At 73.3% G+C, this 16,107-nt stretch carries 13 protein-coding genes and 8 pseudogenes; 11 read left to right on the plus strand and 10 right to left on the minus strand.

The genetic code is table 11. From position 1 onward, the window contains the following. Window positions 1–216 precede the first annotated feature (216 nt). Window positions 217–465: a hypothetical protein gene (locus FF86_RS17380; protein ID WP_044885782.1), complete on the plus strand. Its 249-nt coding sequence runs from the start codon at window positions 217–219 to the stop codon at window positions 463–465. A gap of 35 nt (window positions 466–500) precedes the next feature. Here the strand turns inward: FF86_RS17380 and FF86_RS17385 are convergent, their stop codons facing one another. After that, window positions 501–899 (minus strand): hypothetical protein, encoded by a 399-nt coding sequence (locus FF86_RS17385; protein WP_052681148.1) that lies wholly within the window; start codon window positions 897–899, stop codon window positions 501–503. A gap of 709 nt (window positions 900–1,608) precedes the next feature. On the opposite strand from FF86_RS17385, the gene FF86_RS50950 reads away from it, so the two are divergent. Beyond that, window positions 1,609–1,842: SpoIIE family protein phosphatase (locus tag FF86_RS50950; protein ID WP_396229921.1), on the plus strand; the 234-nt coding region annotated here is incomplete at its 3' end. Window position 1,843: 1 nt separating this feature from the next. Continuing rightward, window positions 1,844–2,295 (plus strand): annotated as a pseudogene (locus FF86_RS50955) (PP2C family protein-serine/threonine phosphatase); the annotation flags it as partial. Between the two features lie 256 nt (window positions 2,296–2,551). On the opposite strand, the gene FF86_RS17400 reads toward FF86_RS50955, so the two are convergent. Then, entirely contained in the window at window positions 2,552–2,836 is a 285-nt protein-coding gene (locus FF86_RS17400) for a hypothetical protein (RefSeq protein WP_044885784.1), read from the minus strand. Window positions 2,837–2,924: 88 nt separating this feature from the next. Here FF86_RS17400 and FF86_RS17405 point away from each other — a divergent pair, with 88 nt between their 5' ends. Continuing rightward, window positions 2,925–3,482: a hypothetical protein gene (locus FF86_RS17405; RefSeq protein ID WP_044885785.1), complete on the plus strand. Its 558-nt coding sequence runs from the start codon at window positions 2,925–2,927 to the stop codon at window positions 3,480–3,482. A gap of 21 nt (window positions 3,483–3,503) precedes the next feature. Here the strand turns inward: FF86_RS17405 and FF86_RS50960 are convergent. Both FF86_RS50960 and FF86_RS17410 read right to left on the minus strand, forming a co-directional pair. Then, on the minus strand, window positions 3,504–3,765 hold a 262-nt coding region (locus FF86_RS50960), incomplete at its 5' end, for a cation transporting ATPase C-terminal domain-containing protein (protein WP_242418947.1). Between the two features lies 1 nt (window position 3,766). Then, a pseudogene (locus tag FF86_RS17410) lies at window positions 3,767–6,341 on the minus strand (cation-translocating P-type ATPase); the annotation flags it as partial. 449 nt (window positions 6,342–6,790) lie between these two features. Between FF86_RS17410 and FF86_RS17415 the strand changes: the two are divergent. After that, window positions 6,791–7,495 (plus strand): CBS domain-containing protein, encoded by a 705-nt coding sequence (locus FF86_RS17415; RefSeq protein ID WP_044885787.1) that lies wholly within the window; start codon window positions 6,791–6,793, stop codon window positions 7,493–7,495. Here FF86_RS17415 and FF86_RS66855 read toward each other — a convergent pair. The 4 genes and pseudogenes from FF86_RS66855 to FF86_RS33420 form a co-directional block, all read right to left on the minus strand. Then, window positions 7,483–7,900, minus strand: a 418-nt coding sequence (locus FF86_RS66855) for a cation transporting ATPase C-terminal domain-containing protein (protein ID WP_396229922.1), incomplete at its 5' end; no start/stop codon positions are given. The genes FF86_RS17415 and FF86_RS66855 overlap by 13 nt on opposite strands. Before the next feature lies 1 nt (window position 7,901). After that, a pseudogene (locus tag FF86_RS66860) lies at window positions 7,902–10,299 on the minus strand (cation-translocating P-type ATPase); the annotation flags it as partial. Between the two features lie 3 nt (window positions 10,300–10,302). Then, a complete protein-coding gene (locus FF86_RS17425; RefSeq protein ID WP_199865406.1) occupies window positions 10,303–11,967 on the minus strand; it encodes a SulP family inorganic anion transporter in 1,665 nt (554 codons plus the stop codon). A gap of 38 nt (window positions 11,968–12,005) precedes the next feature. Beyond that, window positions 12,006–12,620: a CBS domain-containing protein gene (locus FF86_RS33420; RefSeq protein ID WP_044885789.1), complete on the minus strand. Its 615-nt coding sequence runs from the start codon at window positions 12,618–12,620 to the stop codon at window positions 12,006–12,008. A gap of 219 nt (window positions 12,621–12,839) precedes the next feature. On the opposite strand from FF86_RS33420, the gene FF86_RS33425 reads away from it, so the two are divergent. From FF86_RS33425 to FF86_RS50975, 5 genes and pseudogenes are all read left to right on the plus strand, one after another. Continuing rightward, on the plus strand, window positions 12,840–13,496 hold the full coding sequence (locus FF86_RS33425; protein ID WP_063870428.1) for a 2-oxoacid:acceptor oxidoreductase family protein: 657 nt from the start codon (window positions 12,840–12,842) through the stop codon (window positions 13,494–13,496). Window positions 13,497–13,575: 79 nt separating this feature from the next. Further along, a pseudogene (locus FF86_RS66865) lies at window positions 13,576–14,117 on the plus strand (4-hydroxybutyrate CoA-transferase); the annotation flags it as partial. A 107-nt stretch (window positions 14,118–14,224) separates the two neighbouring features. Beyond that, window positions 14,225–14,450, plus strand: a pseudogene (locus FF86_RS50965) (4-hydroxybutyrate CoA-transferase); the annotation flags it as partial. 1 nt (window position 14,451) lies between these two features. Then, window positions 14,452–14,704 (plus strand): annotated as a pseudogene (locus FF86_RS50970) (acetyl-CoA hydrolase/transferase C-terminal domain-containing protein); the annotation flags it as partial. A gap of 1 nt (window position 14,705) precedes the next feature. Then, window positions 14,706–14,838: pseudogene (locus FF86_RS50975) on the plus strand (4-hydroxybutyrate CoA-transferase); the annotation flags it as partial. A 67-nt stretch (window positions 14,839–14,905) separates the two neighbouring features. Here the strand turns inward: FF86_RS50975 and FF86_RS17445 are convergent. Then, a partial coding sequence (locus tag FF86_RS17445; RefSeq protein WP_242418948.1) for a response regulator transcription factor occupies window positions 14,906–15,378 on the minus strand: 473 nt, incomplete at its 5' end. Window position 15,379: 1 nt separating this feature from the next. After that, window positions 15,380–15,547 (minus strand): annotated as a pseudogene (locus FF86_RS50980) (response regulator transcription factor); the annotation flags it as partial. Between the two features lie 219 nt (window positions 15,548–15,766). Here FF86_RS50980 and FF86_RS17450 point away from each other — a divergent pair. Then, a complete protein-coding gene (locus FF86_RS17450; protein ID WP_236705795.1) occupies window positions 15,767–16,087 on the plus strand; it encodes a hypothetical protein in 321 nt (106 codons plus the stop codon). Window positions 16,088–16,107: the final 20 nt, after the last annotated feature.

Below are 16,107 nucleotides of genomic sequence, written 5' to 3' on the forward strand. Positions count from 1 at the left end.
GTCGTCACGCNGCCCGACAAGCCGCTGCGCCAGTACTCTGCTCTCCTCGGACCATGGCCAGNCGAGCCCGGAAAATGTTGCCGAACGCCGGTCGCGGTGGGCGATACCCGTCATGGAAACCATCCTCCTCGTGTCGGTCCCACTCCTCCATGATGTCGCCGCCGCCNCATCCCTTCAGGTGCCTTCAGGCATGGTCCGAGGTGACCAACCGCCCTGGTGGAGGTGGCTGTCGGCGGGCTTTGTCAGCGGATCGCCGGGAAGGCCGGCGCGGTTCCCGACCGGAGTGCGCCCATCGGGCTGGGAGCAGTTCTGACCTTTGCCGTCCATTCCGATTCCGAGAACATCGATGGGAACACGGTCGGCATCATCCTGATGCCCCTCGGAGTCGTCGCCGCCGCACTCTCCATCGAGCCATCCGGGCCGGGATCGGCGGCCTGGCCGCTACCGCTGGTCGCGTGGCACTGACCCGCGACCAGCACGTCCGGCGGGAACCGGGGAGCTCAGCTGACCCGGTGTGCGCGTAGGAGGAGGGCCCACCACGGCCGCCGCTGCTCGCGGGGCGGCCGTCGCCGGCGGCCGTGTAGCCGCACACCGCCCCCCTTCATGCTGACCCAGCCACCGGGGCCCATCCGGACGATCGCTCTGGGCCCCGGAGCGCGACGGGCGAACTGCCGCGAGACGGCCACCGCTGCGGCGACGATCTCCCCGACAACCACGATCCGGGTCAGGTCGAGCGGCTCGATGTGAGCCCAGGGCGCGTGGCCGACCGGTCGGGTCGGGAGTTGCCGGGTGCGCTGGGGGTTGGCCACCCCGGGGGCGAGGATGATCTTCGGGTCGAGCTCCGGGCGTTCCTGGACGGGTCGCGACGCGGGGCGGGCCGGGACGAGCGCGGCACCCATGGCTGCCACCTCCTTGCCGGAGTGACCACCGGCAGTGGCGAGTATGCGTCCCTGCCGGCCCGCGCGACATCTGCCCTGCGTTGGGCGGGCTCGGGACCTTCCGTCCGCCGGTTCGGGACCTTCGGCCCGGTCGGGTCTCCCGACGGCCCGCCCGAAGGAACAGCGCCGCCTGCACAGCAAGATCGACCGGATCACCGAGGATGTCCGCCCGGCCCTCGGCTTCACGCCGACCATCCGCTACTCCCCGCGGCAGGGTGACCCGGTCGTCCGCGGTGACCCGGGCGGGCCTCGGGGCTCGGTCCCGACCGGGGGACGGGGACACCGGGGTGCGTAGGCCCGAGACTCTGCTGTGCGCCCACCGTCTGCGCCGCAGCGCGGCGGCGTCGCGGGCCTTGGGCGCCGACACCGACGACCGGCTGGGGAACCTGACCGAGAACTCGTCCGCGGTGTCAGGCCGAGGCTAGCCGTAGCGGCACTGCGGACCGGGCGACCCGGCCTGCGTCGGCACTCCAAAAGTCCCTGGTTACGGCCCTGTGTCGTTGAGAGGCTGGTCACAGCAGCACGTCCCCCTGCGGAACGAGTCTGGAGACGTCCATGCGCCACTGTCTGGTTGCCGCAGCTCGGAACGAGGCCGATCCCGTGGCCCGGGCGTCCGGCCGCGTGGGTCGTCAGTCCCCCCGGATGGGGGGCCTACTGGCATTCGCTGGCCGTGATCCCCGGCTGCGGCGGGGACTGGGTGGACGTGCTGGACCTCGGCGATGGGCGGCTCGCGCTGTGCGTCGGCGACGCCGCCGGACATGATGAGCGGGCCGCGCGGTTCGCCCGACGCCTGCGGGAGGCGATGCGCCGGCATCTGTGCGCTGGTGTGATGCCCGATATCGTGGTCAGCCGGGCGATGGCCGACGTCGCCGCGGCCGGTGATCTCGGGGAGATGTTCGCCACCNCCTTCCTCGCGGTGGCCGATGCCCGGTCGGGCCGCGTGGACTACGTCAACGCGGGGCATCCGCCGGTCCTGTATCTCCCCGCGCATCCGGCCGCCGGCGGTGGCGGTGGCGGTGAACCATGTTCGCTTGGCCCGACCGGGCCGATCCTCTCCGATCTGTTCGCCGGGACCGAGATCTGGTTGACGCGTTCGTTGACCGTGGCGGTCGGGGACTGCCTGCTGCTGTACACCGACGGCATCAGCGAGGCCCGGGACGAGCATGGCGATCAGTTCGGCGTGCTTCCCCTGACCGCCGCGTGCGCCGGGACGGACTCGCCCGACGGGTTGCTGCACCGCCTGTTTACGCAGGTCGCCGAGCACGCCTGCGGGGCCGTCCGGGATGATCGCACGATCGCGGTCCTCGCGCGGCAGCCCCGGTCGATCCCGCCCCGCGGCGGCTGCGTCCGCGGGTGACCGTCACCGGCGATGCCGCAGCCGACTGTCGCGCCGCGCGCGCCGGCCACCGTGTCACCGGCCCTCGATGCTGAGCCTCTCGGTGTCGAGCCCTTCGGCACCTGCCGCTACGTGTGGTCCTGCTCGGGTGGCGCCGCCGTGGCACGACGGCCCGCCTACGGGCGGCCACGATTCCGAACGTCTCGGGAGACCAGAAAATAGGTCAGGCCGGGGCGCACCGGAATGCCCATGATGAACCGCCCCGAAAAAGGAATCGTTACGGATCGACGTCAGGTGCGAACCGGAACGAAAAAGGGCGTGGAACAATGGTTGCCACTTTATCCCGGTCGGCAGCGGCCGCGGTGGCCGCGATCCTGCTCGCGGTGCCGATGGCCGCCTGCGGCGACTCCCGCGACACCGCTGTTCCGGTGCCGGCCGCTACCACCACCTGCCCGCCGTCGGCCTCGTCGACCGGAAGGCCGCGTCCCTCGGCGACACCGACGTCGGCGGCACCTGCCTCTGCGGCGCCCCCGTCGGCGATCTCGCCGACGCCGTCGAGCACGCGGCGTCCGTCCTCGGCGGCCGACGGCCTCGCGGCGTTCCTCGCCGAGGCGGCGCGGAGCGATCAGCGGCTACGGGCGACCGCGGCATTGATCAACGGTGACGTCGGCACGTCGGGGACGATCCGCTTCCGGCCGGAGACGCTCGCCGCCATACGCGCCGCCTGGCCGCCCGACGCGGCGGCCAGGGCGATTCCCGCCGGGTTGCCGCCGCAGTTGCTCCGCTCCGTGCTGCTCGTCTACAGCGACCTGGCCGCCAGGGCCGCGTCGATCAGCATGGTGCGCCACGAATCCGACCGCGCGGACCAGCTACGCTGCCTCGGCTACGGTGCCGCGCCCGCCGCCCGCTTCTCCGGCGACCTCGCCGCGCTGCGGGCGCAGGCTGCCGCATCGCCGGCCGTCGTGATCGCCCCGGCCGACTCCCGTGCGGTCGCGGAGGTCCTGCTCCGCACGGCGTACATCGACGGGTCCAACGCCGGCTGCGGTAGCTGCGGCGGCCAGGTCTTCACCGACCTCACGCCGATTGTCTGGCGGACCCGGGTGATGACCGCCGGCCAGCCACCCGTGGACGGCACCATCGGCACGGCCTTGTTCCGGGCTCACTACCAGGCCGGATCAGGCTGGCAGGTCACCATCTTGGCCTGCTGATCGGGTGCGTGGGCGGTCAGCTCAGGGCCCGGTCGGCGGGATCGGTTCGCCGGAAGCCGTCGCCGCCCGGCGCCGCGACGCCCGCCAGAGTTCGTCGGCGCCCCAGACCAGGACCGGCAGCGGGAGCAGCAGGAGGAGATCGGAGGGCGGGACCGAGGCGGTGCCGAGAACGTGCTGCAGGGGCGGGACGTAGACCACCACGGCCGCGAAGGCGATCTCGAAGGCGATGCCGGCGAGGAGCAGCCGGTTGGTGAGCAGCCCGACGGCGCGCAGGGAGGCGTGCNCGGTGCGGGCGGCGGTGGCCGTGCCGATCTGGCAGGCCACGATCGCGAGGAAGGTCATGGTGGTGGCGCGCAGATAGCCCTCGTGCAGGGGGGTGCCCTTGTCGACGGAGTCGCCCGGGTGCCAGCCGATGCGCCAGAGCACGGCGAAGTAGACGGCCATGACGGCGGCGGCGGAGACGAGGCCGAGAACGGCCCAGGCGCGTAGCAGCATCACCGGCCGGATCACTCCCTCGTTGCGCGGCCTCGGCGGGCGCTCCATCAGGCCCGGCTCGGCCGGCTCCCGGCCCAGCGCCAGCGCCGGCAGCGTCTCGGTGCCCAGATCGATCATGAGGATCTGCAGAACGGTGAGCGGCAGGGGCACCGTGCCGCCGGACAGCGCGAAGACCAGGAACGGGACGAGCTCCGCAACGGCGTGGGCGAAGATGTAGACGATGAACTTCCGGACGTTGTCGTAAACCTGGCGGCCGGCCTCGACGGCGCGGACGATCGTGGCGAAGTTGTCGTCGGTGAGCACCATCGTGGACGCCTCGCGGGCCACGTCCGTGCCGGAGCGTCCCATCGCGACGCCGATGTCGGCGCGGCGCAGGGCGGGGGCGTCGTTCACACCGTCGCCGGTCATCGCGACGACCTCGCCGCGGGCGTGCAGGGCATCCGTGACCCGCAGTTTCGTCTCCGGTGAGCTGCGGGCGAAGACGATCTCGCGGTCGTCGTGCAGGAAGGCGTCGAGGTCGGCCTCTGTCGGATCGCCGAGGTCCTCCGTGGTGACCACCTGCAGGCCCGCCGTGCCCGGCCCGCCGATGCCGACCTGGCGGGCGACGGCCGCCGTGGTCAGGGCATGGTCGCCACTGACGACGTTGATCCTGATCCCGGCGCGGTGGCAGGCCGCGACGGCCTCGGCCACGCCCGAACGAGGCGGATCGGCCAGCCCGACGATGCCCAGCAACCGCAGATTCGTCTCGAGGGCGTCCCGGTCAATCCCACCGGCCTGCCCGCCGCCGAGCGCCGGATCCCCGTCCGGCAGCTCGCGGTCGGCCACGGCGAGGACCCGCAGCCCGTCGGCGGCGAAGTCGGCGAGCCGTCGGGTGAACCCGTCGCGGTCGGCGTCGGTCAGCGGGCGGGATCCCGCGGGCGTCAACAGGCTCACGCAGCGCGCGAGAACCGCTTCCGGGGCGCCTTTGACGGACGCGACGAGGCGCCCGGGCTCGACCTCGTCGACGGTCGACATCCGGCGCGCGCGGGAGTCGAAGGGCGCTTCCGCCCGCCGCCGGGCGGACCGCGCGGCCGGGTCCGTGTCGGCGCCGAGCCACCGGGCGGCGTGCAGCAGCCCGATCTCGGTCGGATCGCCGTGGGCGCCGCGGCCGCGGTCGGGATCGCCCAGATCGGCGTTGGAACAGGCGGCCAGGGCCTTCCCGAGCGGGCCGGACACCGACTCGGGCACCGACACCGGTATGGACGGGGGCGCCGGCATGGACGGGGGCTCCGGTAGGGACGCGGATGCGGTCACGGGCGCGGTCACGGGCGCGGGCACGCTGACGGGCTGGTCGCCCGCGGCCGTCCACAGCCGGACCGGCCGCATCCGGTTCTCGGTGAGCGTCCCGGTCTTGTCGGTGCAGATCACCGTGGTGGAGCCGAGGGTCTCCACCGCGCTGAGCCGGCGCACGACCGCGCCCCCGCGGGCGAGGACCCGCACGCCGACCGCGAGCGCGAGGGTGATGGTGGGCAGCAGACCCTCGGGTACGTTCGCGACGAGCAGGCCGATGGCGAAGACGAGGGCCTCGTTCACGGGGAGCCCGGCCAGGACGCCGAGCGGCAGGAAGGCCAGCCCCACTCCCACCGCGACCGCGGCGATCAGCCAGGCGACCCGACGGACCTGCCGTTCCAGCGGGCTGTCGTCCCGGGAGACCTGTTCGGTCAGGGCCGCGACCCGGCCGATCTCGGTGCGCATGCCGGTCGCCACCACGATCGCGCGCGCGGAGCCGGCGGTGCAGGTGGTGCCGCTGAAGACCAGGTCGCGCGCGGAGAGCAACGGGCCGGTGTCCGGCTCCTCGCCGGCCGAGCGCGGCACCGGGACCGACTCGCCGGTCAGCATCGACAGGTCGGCCTCGACGTAGCCGCTCAGCAGCCGGGCGTCGGCCGGGATCCGATCACCCTCGCTGATCACGATCAGATCTCCGGAGACGACCTCGCGGACGGCGATGCTCTGCTGGACACGGTCCCGGACCACCGTGGCCTGGGGCGGCAGGTAGGCGCCGAGTGCCTCCACAGCGTGCTCGGCGTGCCGTTCCTGGACGAAGGCGACCGCGGCGTTCAGCAGCACCACGGCGACGATCGCGGCGGCGAGCACGGTGCTGCCCGACAGCAGGGCCAGCAACGCGGCCAGCCACAGCAGGAGGGCCAGCGGGTGCACGAGCTGGCGGCCGATCTCCCCCGGCCAGGTGAGCCCCCGCCGCCTCGACAGTTCGTTCGGCCCGTCGGCGAGAAGCCGGCGGGCGGCCTCCCGGCTGCTGAGCCCGTCCGGACCGCTGCGTAGGTCACGGAACAGCAGCGCGAGGGGCTCCCGGGGATCCGACGTCATCGTGTCCGTAGCCGGACGGCTGTTTCCTGGCGTTTCGGTGCTCACGTCAGACATCGCCACGTCCGATCAGGATTTCGAAAGTTCGATCGGGATTTCGGATTTCGGCGTTCACTCGGTCGGGGCCGGGGCGGGATCCCGACCGGGTGCCGGTTCGGCGCCGCCGGAGTCGAGCCGAAACGGCGGGTACTCGTCGGTCATTTCCTGTCGGGACGGATGTTTCCTGGCAGGCCGGACGGTTTCAGGGGCCGTTGTACCCGCCGCCGCTGGTCCTGTCGGGGGGTGCACACCATCCGATCGGCCCCCCGGGAGGGCAGGGGTGCCGCGACCTTCGGCCGGCGCCGGTGGGTCACAGGTCCCGGGCCGGCCGGGAGCGACGTCTGTGTTGCCCGGATCCGCGAGGGGGGACATTGCACCGTGAGGTCGCCGCGCGGTGACAGGAGGAGTACCTCATGAGGCGTGAGATCACGTACAGGGCGCCGGTGACGGTGCCCGCGGACAGCCGGATCCAGCAGGCCGCGCAGCTCATGGACCGGGCCGGAGTCGGATCGCTGATCGTGACCGAGGGCCAGCGTCCGGTGGGAATTGTGACAGATCGTGACATGTCCCTGCGGGTCGTCGCCGGTGCCGTGCCGCTCGACGGCCGGATCGACGCCGTCATGACCTGCGGGGTGGTGAGCGTTGCGCACACGGCCACCTGGGAGGAGGTCGCGCAGGTCTTCGTCGGGCACGCGATCCGCCGCGTGGCCGTGACCGACGGCGATGCCCTCGTCGGCGTGATCACGCTCGACGACCTGCTGGCCGCCGGGACGGACGCGCCGGCCGCGGCCCTGGCCGCCGTGGCCGCCGAGGAGATCGGGCATCCGCGACACGAGGGCGGCCTGCCGCTGCCGTTGAGCGCGCTGCTCCCGCAGACGCGGGCGCTCACCCGGTGGCAGGCCCGGATCGGGGACGCGATCCTGGTCCACCCCGCCAGGGGCGGCGCGCCGCGGGACGGGGAGATCCTCGAGGTCGCGACGCCTGCCGGCGACCCGCCGTTCCTGGTCCGCTGGTCCGACGGCCGGCGCAGCTACGTCTACCCCGGCCCGGACGCCCAGATCCACCACTACGCCGAATCGGCGCAACAGGGGTCCGTGCCGGCCGCTCAGGACGCGTAGCGGGCCCGAGTGCCGATGCGGTGGCGGAACTTGCGGATCTCCTCCAGCCACAGCGCCGAGGAGGCGATGCCCGCCGCCAGCAGCCATTCCCGCCAGCCCAGCGGCGCGGTGTCGAAGAATCCGCGCAGGGCGGGGACGCTGACCACCAGGACCTGGAGCAGGACGACGCCGCCGATCGCCGCCAGCACCGCCCTGTTCTCCAGGGTCCGGGCGTTGAACACCGACGCGGTTTCGCTGCGCAGGTTCAGCAGGTTGAACATCTGGAACAGGGCGAAGGTGGTGAAGGCAACCGTGCCCGCGGTCGTCTCGGCGCCCTGCGCGGGCAGCGGGCCGGGCAGCACGCTGATCGCGATGAGGGTGCCGGCCGCCATCACGGCGGCAAGGCCGATGATGCGGGCCAGCCGGNGGCCCGTCAGCAGGCGTTCCCCGGCCGGTCGGGGCGGGCGGCGCATCGTGTCGGGGGCGGGCGGGTCCACCCCGAGTGACATCGCCGGCGGGCCGTCCATGATCAGGTTGACCCAGAGGATCTGCACCGGGGTGAACGGCGCGCCGGCCATGATGTCCGCGGATCCCGCGACGAGAAAGATCACCACGAAGGCGATCGCCGTGGTGAGCTGGAACTTCACGAAGTTCACGATGTTGTCGTAGATTCCGCGACCGGAGCGCACCGCCTCGACGACGGTGGCGAAGTCGTCGTCGGTGAGCACCATCGCCGCGGCGTCCTTGGCGACGTCGGTGCCGGAACGGCCCATCGCGACGCCGATGTCCGCCATGCTCAGCGCCGGGGCGTCGTTCACGCCGTCGCCCGTCATCGCGACGATGTCGCCGCGTTCCTGCAACGCCTGCACGATGCGGATCTTGTGCTGCGGCGCGACCCGGGCGATCACGGCGATGCCGTCGAGGCGGCGGCGCAGCTCCTCGTCGTCCCAGCCGTCCAGGTCTCGGCCGAGCACGACGTCGCCGTCGAGACCGAGCTGGCCGGCGATGGCCGCGGCGGTTCCGGCATGGTCGCCGGTCACCATCCGGACCCGGATGCCGGCCTCGCGGCAGGCGGCGAGCGCCGGTCCGGCCGACTCCCGCGGCGGGTCGACGATCGCGACGAGCCCGATCATCGCCAACCGCGCCACCCCGGACAGCGGATCGCCCGGCGGCAGCGCAACCGCGCCGGGAGGATCATCGCGGTAGGCCAGCGCCATCACCCGCAGTCCCCGGTCGGACAGGACGGCGTTGGCCTCGCGCCAGCTCTTCCGGCGGGCGTCGTCGAGCTCGACCACGTCGCCGGTGCGGTCGAGCTGGGCGGTCGACCGTTCCAGCAGCGCGTCCGGAGCGCCCTTGACGAGCAGGCGGGTCGACCGGCCGGCGCCGCCGTCGGCCGCGGGAGCCCGCCGCCCGCCGCCGGCCGCCTGGGTTCCATCGGCTCCGTCGGCTCCATCGGCTCCATCGGCGACATCCTCGACGGGATGCACGGTCGCCATCAGCCGGTAGTCCGCGTCGAACGGGACCTCGGCGAGGCGGGGTCGGCGCCGGCGCCGGGCGCCCACGTCCACTCCGCTCTTGGCGGCGAGGGCCACCAGCGCGCCCTCGGTCGGGTCGCCGACGAGCTGCCCGTCGCCGACGGTCGCGTCCGAGCACAGCGCGAGCACCTCGACGGCCACGGGTGGCAGGCTGGCCGGGGCACCGTCCCCGTCGTGGAGGCGGCCGTCCGGGCCGTAGCCGAGCCCGGTGACGCTCAGCTCCCGGCCACCGGACCAGATCGCGGTGGCGGTCATCTCGTTGCGCGTCAGGGTGCCGGTTTTGTCCGTGCAGATCTGCGAGGTCGACCCGAGCGTCTCCACCGCGGCGAGCCGTTTGACGATCGCGTTGCGTTTCGCCATCCGGGACGTGCCCATCGCGAGGGTGAACGCGACGACCGCGGGCAGCCCTTCGGGGATGGCGGCGACCGCCAGCGACACCCCCGTGAGGAACAGGTCCGCGAGGTCGCGTCCCTGGACGACCCCGAGCACGACCACGACGACGACCACGGCGGCGGCGATCGCCGCGATGGTCCGGCCGAGCTGGTCGACCTGACGCTGCAGCGGCGTGCGTCGGACCGGCGTCTGTTCGAGCAGCTCGGCGATCTGGCCGATCTCGGTGCCCCGGCCGGTCGCGGTCACGACCGCGAGCCCGCGGCCGCGGGTGACGACCGTGTTCATGTAGACCATGTCGGACCGGTCGGCCAGCGCCGCGTCGGGCGGTGCCGCGCCGGTGCCCTTGCCGACCGGTGCGGCCTCCCCGGTCAGGGTCGACTCGCCGACCGCCAGCGTGGCCGCCTCCACCAGCCGCCCGTCGGCGGGGATCCGGTCACCGGCGGCCAGCAGCACGATGTCGCCGGGCACCAGGTCCGCCGGGTCGATCTGTTTCTCGGTGCCGTCGCGGCGCACCGACACGGTCGCGGTCAGCATGCCGCGCAGCGCGGCGAGGCTGGCCCGGGCCCTGGTCTCCTGGATGAAACCCAGCGTGGCGTTCACCAGCACGACGACGCCGATGACGATCGGCGTCTCGAGCGACTTCGACACGACCGCGCTGACGATCGCCGCCACCGCCAGGATGGCGATCAGCAGGTCCGCGAACTGCCGGAGGAACAGCCTCCAGACCGGCTCGACGGCGGGCTCGGCGAGCGTGTTCGGGCCGTACCGCGCCAGCCGGCGGGCGGCCTCCACGCTCGCCAGCCCCTCGGCCGGATCGACGTCGAGGGCGGCGGCGGCCTCGTCGGGGTTGAGCGCATGCCAGACCCGGGCGGCCTGGCCGCCGTCACCGGAGAGCATGTCTCATCCCATCACGGCCAGGGCCACCACCGCGTCCTCGACCGTCATGAACAGGCGGTCCGGGCCGAGCGCGGCGAGCAGGCCGGCGTGCACCAGGTCGTGGTGGACGAGGTGGGACGACCGGGCGATCCCGACGGTGACGCCCCGTCGGCGCAGCCTGTGCAGCAGGTCCCGCAGGGTCTGTGCGGCCGTGTAGTCGATGTCGGAGATGCCGCCGGCGTCGAGCACGAAGGCGTGCACCGGTGAGCGCGCCGCGTCGACGAGGTCGCGGATGCGGGCGGCCGTGTGGTCGGCGTTGCCGTACCAGAGCGGGCCGTAGAGCAGGTAGACGACCACGCCGGGCACCTGTTCGGTGGGCTGCCCGACGTCGACCGGAATCCAGTGATCGGTACCGGGTTCGCGGCCCAGCACCACATCGGCGGGACGGGCGGCCCGCCAGGTGCGGTCCGCGAGCGCCAGCACCATCGCCACGATGACGCCCTGTTCGACCCCGACCAGCGCCACCGCCGCGGTCGTGACGACGGCCAGCGCGTACTCGAGCCGGTCGAACCGCCGGATCGTGCGCAGCTCGGTGATCCGCAGCAGCCGGGACGCGACGAAGACGAGGATGGCGCCGAGGGCGGCCTGCGGCAGATTCCGCAGCACGCCGGCGGCCCCGGTGACGAAGCCGAGCGTGAGGCCGGCCGCGACCACGGCGCAGACCTGCGTGCGGCCGCCCGTCGCGACCACGATCGCGGTCCGCGGCGGGCTCGCGTTCACCGCGAACGATCCCCCGAGACCCGCCAGCAGGCTGCCGGCACCCACGGCCACCAGGTCGCGGTCGAAGTCGCCCGCGGTCCCGGGGGCCGGGGCGGCCCCGCGCTCGGTCGCCGCCGTCTGGATCACGCACAGGAAGGTGACGACCAGCGCCGCCGGCAGGAGGTGGCGCACCTCGCTCCACGGCGCCGACGGCAGGCCGACGGTCGGCAGGCCGGCCTGGACCGGGCCGACCGTCTCGACGCCCCGGGAGCCCAGCCCGAGCCAGGCGACCGCCACGGTCGATCCGATCACGCCGAGCAGCGCACCCGGTATGCGGCGGTCGAGGCGTTCGCCCGCGACGATCACAGCGAGGACGAACGCCGCGATGGCCACCGCCCAGCCGTTGGTGTGGCCGAGCCGGCCGGCGACGGCACGTAACCGGCCGATGGTGTTCGTCCCCTCCCCGGGGACGCCCAGGACGGCGGGGAGCTGGCGGACGAGGATCTGCACGGCGATGCCCGCCAGCACCCCCGTGACCACCGGCGTGGACAGGAACTGGGAGACCCAGCCGAGCCGGAGCAGACCGACCGCGGTGACCAGCAGTCCGACCATCACCGCGAGGATCGCGAGGGACTGGACGTAGGGCGGACTGCCCGGGGAGCCGACGGTCGCCGCCGCCGCGGCCAGCAGCGGCGCGATCGTCGAATCGGCCCCCACCGAGAGCTGGGGATGGCGGCCGAGCACGGCGAACATCAGCGATCCGGCGACGAAGGCGTACAGGCCGGCCCAGGCCGGTGCGCCCGCCAGGCCCGCGGTGGCGACCTGCTCCGGTACGGCGACGCCGGCGAGGGTCAGCCCGGCGGCGAGATCCCGACCCAGCCAGGCGGCCCGGTAGCCGCGCAGGGTCGGGATGATCGGCCAGGAGGTCACAGTGCATCCCTGTATACAGGGATGCCGCCGGCCGGCGCCTACCCGGGCTGCTCGTCCTCGCCGGGGTTCAACCGGGCCGCGAGCACGCCCGGCACCGCCCGCACCAGCCGCAACGCCGTCTCCGGCTCGGGCAGGCCCGCGACGACGAGGGTCACCTCGCCCTCGGTGACCTCGACGGTCGGGCGCAGGCCGCCGTCCCACCGGGCGAGCACGTCCCGCACGTCCGCGGCGATCTCGGCGTCGGGGCGGGCCAGCGGACGGAGCAGGTCGCTGCGGCTCACCAGGCCGACCAGGCGCTGATCCTGATCAAGGATGGGCATCCGGGTGATGTGCTCGGACAGCATCGTCTGGATGATGTCCGCGACATCGGTGTCGGTGCGGGCGGCCACGACGGGGCTGGTCATCGCCTCGCCGGCGGTGAGCGGCACCCGGTCGTCGATCGGCAGGTCGCGGCGGAGGTGGCGGCGAGGGTCGGGGGTGGACTCGACCGCGATGAGGTCGGCCTCCGTGATCATGCCGAGCAGCCTGCCGTCCTCGTCGACGACGGGGACGGCGCCCACCCCGCGGTGGACGAGGAAGACGGCCACCTCCTTGAGTGGGGTGTCGGGGGTCACCACGCAGACCTTGGGTGTCATGATCTCGTCGGCGCGCACGACCTGCCTCCTGGACGTCGGCGGCACGGGGCCCGTGGGGGCCGCGCGGTGCCACGCGGCGGCCCTGTGTCGAGGATCTCCCCGCCGGCCTGCGGTGGACAGGGACGAACGACACACCGGCCCGGACCTTCGGCCCTCGATCGGGAGCCGTCTGCGGAGGATCGTCCCGAACGAGGGTCGCCGCAGGGAGGCGTCTCGCCGGCAAGGGGATGATCCTTCATGTTCACGGTTCGTATCCATGGGTTCGGCGGTCAGGACGTGCTGGCCGCCGCCGAGCTGCTGTCCGTCGCGGCGTACACCGACGGTCGGCACGGGCAGGCCTTCCGCGTCGGCGGCCAGGAACGGACCGGCTCCCCGACGGTCGCCTGCTGCCGGATCGACGACCGGCCGCTGCCCGCCCGGGAGCCGGTGCTCACGCCGGACGCCGTCGTGGTTCGCGACCCGGCGTTGCTGGGCGTTCACGAGGTGTTCGACGGCCTCGGCCCGGACGGCTACGTCCTGATCGACGCCACCGGTGCCGCCGGCCGGTTCGGGCTGGCGGCGGCCGCCGGCCGCCGGCCGGAGCGAACGGTGGCGGTGCCCGCGAGCGAGATCGCGCGGCGTGAGCTCGGGCTCGCGCTGCCCAACGCTGCCCTGCTGGGCGGTCTTGCCGCGCTGACCGGCGTCGTGTCGCTCGCTTCGGTCGAGACGGCGATCCGGGAGTCGTTCGGCGGCCGGTTGGCGCACGACAACGTCGAGGCGGCGCGGGATGCCTTCGCGTTCGTCCGGTACCAGCAGCGGGAGCGCCTCGGCGCCGCCGCGGCGGAGGCACCGGCACCGGCGGAGGTACCGGCGCCGGCGGAGGTACCGGCGCCGGCGGAGGTGCCGGCGCCGTAGGGGCTGCCCTCGGGCCGGCCGCGAGCGGTGAAGGCCGGGTACCTGATGCGCCGCGGCCGTGGATTGGGACGATGGGGGTATGCGAATCGTCAGCACGTCCCTGCTTGGCCAGCTGGTCGCGGGGCATCTTGCCGGCCGCGGTGACGGGGCCGCCGGGCGGCGGCCGGTGGTGGTGGCGTCGGGGAACTTCGCCAGTCCGGGGGTGGCCCTGCGGGTGGTGGACGAGGTCGTCGAGTCCTACCGGTTGTTCGTGCTCAATCCGCAGGCGGGCCTGCCGGTGCGGGCGGGGGTGTCGCATGTGACGCCGTTCGTCGGTCCCGGCATGCGGGGGCTGGCGACGTTGGAGTACGTGCCGTGCCGGTTGAGCCTGGTTCCCCGGCTGCTCGCCGGGCCCTACCGTCCGGATGTCGTCGTGGTGCACACCAGCCCGCCGGTGAACGGGCGGGTGTCGCTCGGCACCGAGGTCAACATCCTGCCGGCGGCGGTGGAGGCGGCGCGGGCCGGCGGGGGGCTGGTCGTCGCCCAGCTCAATCCGGCGATGCCGTACACGTTCGGGGACGGGGAGCTGTCCTTGGAGATGATCGATCTGGCCGTCGAGGCGGAGCAGCCGCTGTCACAGCCNGCGGTGAGAGCGGGTGACGAGGTGGGGCGGGCGATCGGGGAGCGGGTCGCTGCCCTGGTCGTCGATGGTGCGACCCTGCAGCTCGGGATCGGTGGGGTGCCGAACNCCACGCTCGCCGCGCTGACCGGCCGCCGTGGGTTGCGCGTGTGGACCGAGACGTTCTCCGACGGTGTGCTGGCCCTCGATCGGGCCGGTGCGCTCGATACCGGTGCCGATCTGGTCACCAGCTTCCTGTTCGGTTCGGCGGAGCTGTACGGCTGGGTGGATCGCAACCCGCGGGTGCGGCTGCTGCGTACCGAGACCGTGAACGATCCCGGCACGATCGCCCGCCGNCCGGCGATGATGTCGATCAACACCGCGTTGCAGGTGGACCTGCACGCGCAGGTGAACGCCTCCCACGTGCGGGGGCGGGTCTGGTCCGGCTTCGGTGGACAGCCCGACTTCGTCGCCGGTGCCCTGCACGCGGCGGGTGGCCATGCGGTGATCGCGCTGCCGAGCTGGCATGCCAAGTCGGACACCTCGACGGTCGTGGCGTCCCTCGGTGAACCGACGACCAGCTTCCAGCACAGCTACCTCGTCAGCGAGCNCGGCACCGCCTCGCTGTGGGGGCGCAGCGTGCAGGGGCAGGCCCGCGACATCATCGCCCACGTCGCCGACCCCCGCGCCCGCGACGGGCTCACCCAGCACGTCGAGGCCCTGGCCGTGGCGCCCTCGGGCTGAGCGCGCGATCTTCCTGCCGTGGCCCGGGGCGGGGTTGCGGCAGGGTGGCCGGTTCCCGGCAGGTCGGTCAGTCCTCGCCGGTCAGCTTCAGCGCGTAGACCGCGGCCTGTGTCCGGCTGGTCATGTCGAGCTTCTCCAGGATGCTGGAGACGTAGTTCTTGACCGTCTTCTCGGACAGGTGCACCCGGGTACCGATCTGCCGGTTGGTGAGACCTTCGGCGATGTACTGAAGGATCTCGCGTTCCCGGGCGCTGAGGGACGCCAGCGCCGGATCCTTCTTCGGCCCCTCGCGCATGCGTTCGAGCACCCGGCGGGTGACCGACGGGGAGAGCAGCGACTGCCCGGCTGCGACCGAACGGATGGCGCTCACGAGGTCGTTGCCACGGATCTCCTTGAGCACGTAACCGGCCGCGCCCGCCATGATGGCGGAGAACAGCGCCTCGTCGTCGTCGTAGGACGTCAGGATCAGACAGGCGATGTCGGGGTGGGCGGAGCGGATGTCCCGGCACACGTCGATGCCGCTTCCGTCGGGGAGCCGCCNGTCGAGGACGGCGACGTTCGGCAGGAGAGCCGGGATCCGGCGCAGCGCCTCGGCGGCGAGACCGGCCTCGCCGACGACCTCGATGTCGTCGTGGCGTTCGAGGGTCTGTCGTAGACCGTTGCGCACGATCTCGTGATCGTCGAGGATGAACACCCGGATCGTCTCCATGCGCAGGACGATACGGCGCTCTTCCCGCTCGGTCAGGCGGAGCCGCCAACGTCCCACTCTGGACTTCTGGCCTGGCCCCGGTGCGGCCCGGGGGATNGGGCACCGTCCGCGCCGCCACCCCGGTGTGGCATGCCCGACTCCGGGCGGGGAGACCGTTGGTCCGCCCGGGCAGGACGATCGGCCCGTGTGGCCGGGTGGCCGCCGCGGGATGGTCATCTCATGAATCTCCCCGGCATTCACCTGTCCCGGTCGGCCGTGGCGTCCAGCCCGGACGCGCAGAACGGTACGGCCGTCGTGGACCCGCGCCCGCCGCACCGGGCGATCGAGCCCGGCAGCCGGTCCTGCTGCTGCCCCTCCGAGCCGGTCGCGCAGATCGTGCTCGCCCCGGGCGAGACGCATGCCCATGAGGTCGACATCCTGCTGTGCGCCCACCATCTGCGCCGCAGCGCCCTGGTACTGAGATCGTTGGGGGTCGCCGTCTACGACCGGAAGGGCAACCTCATCGAGGACCCGGCCAGGGTGTTCGGCCGGGATCGCTGATCCCGAACACGGGCGGACGA

This window comes from Frankia sp. CpI1-P, from assembly GCF_001421075.1.
Taxonomy (GTDB): Bacteria; Actinomycetota; Actinomycetes; order Frankiales; family Frankiaceae; genus Frankia; species Frankia torreyi.

Bases quoted from the DNA above. Each gene is read 5' to 3' on its own strand.
- FF86_RS17385 (WP_052681148.1), bottom strand. From the start codon at position 899: ATGGGTGCCGCGCTCGTCCCGGCCCGCCCCGCGTCGCGACCCGTCCAG.
- FF86_RS17415 (WP_044885787.1), top strand. From the start codon at position 6,791: ATGAGGCGTGAGATCACGTACAGGGCGCCGGTGACGGTGCCCGCGGAC.
- FF86_RS33425 (WP_063870428.1), top strand. From the start codon at position 12,840: ATGTTCACGGTTCGTATCCATGGGTTCGGCGGTCAGGACGTGCTGGCC.
- FF86_RS17450 (WP_236705795.1), top strand. From the start codon at position 15,767: ATGAATCTCCCCGGCATTCACCTGTCCCGGTCGGCCGTGGCGTCCAGC.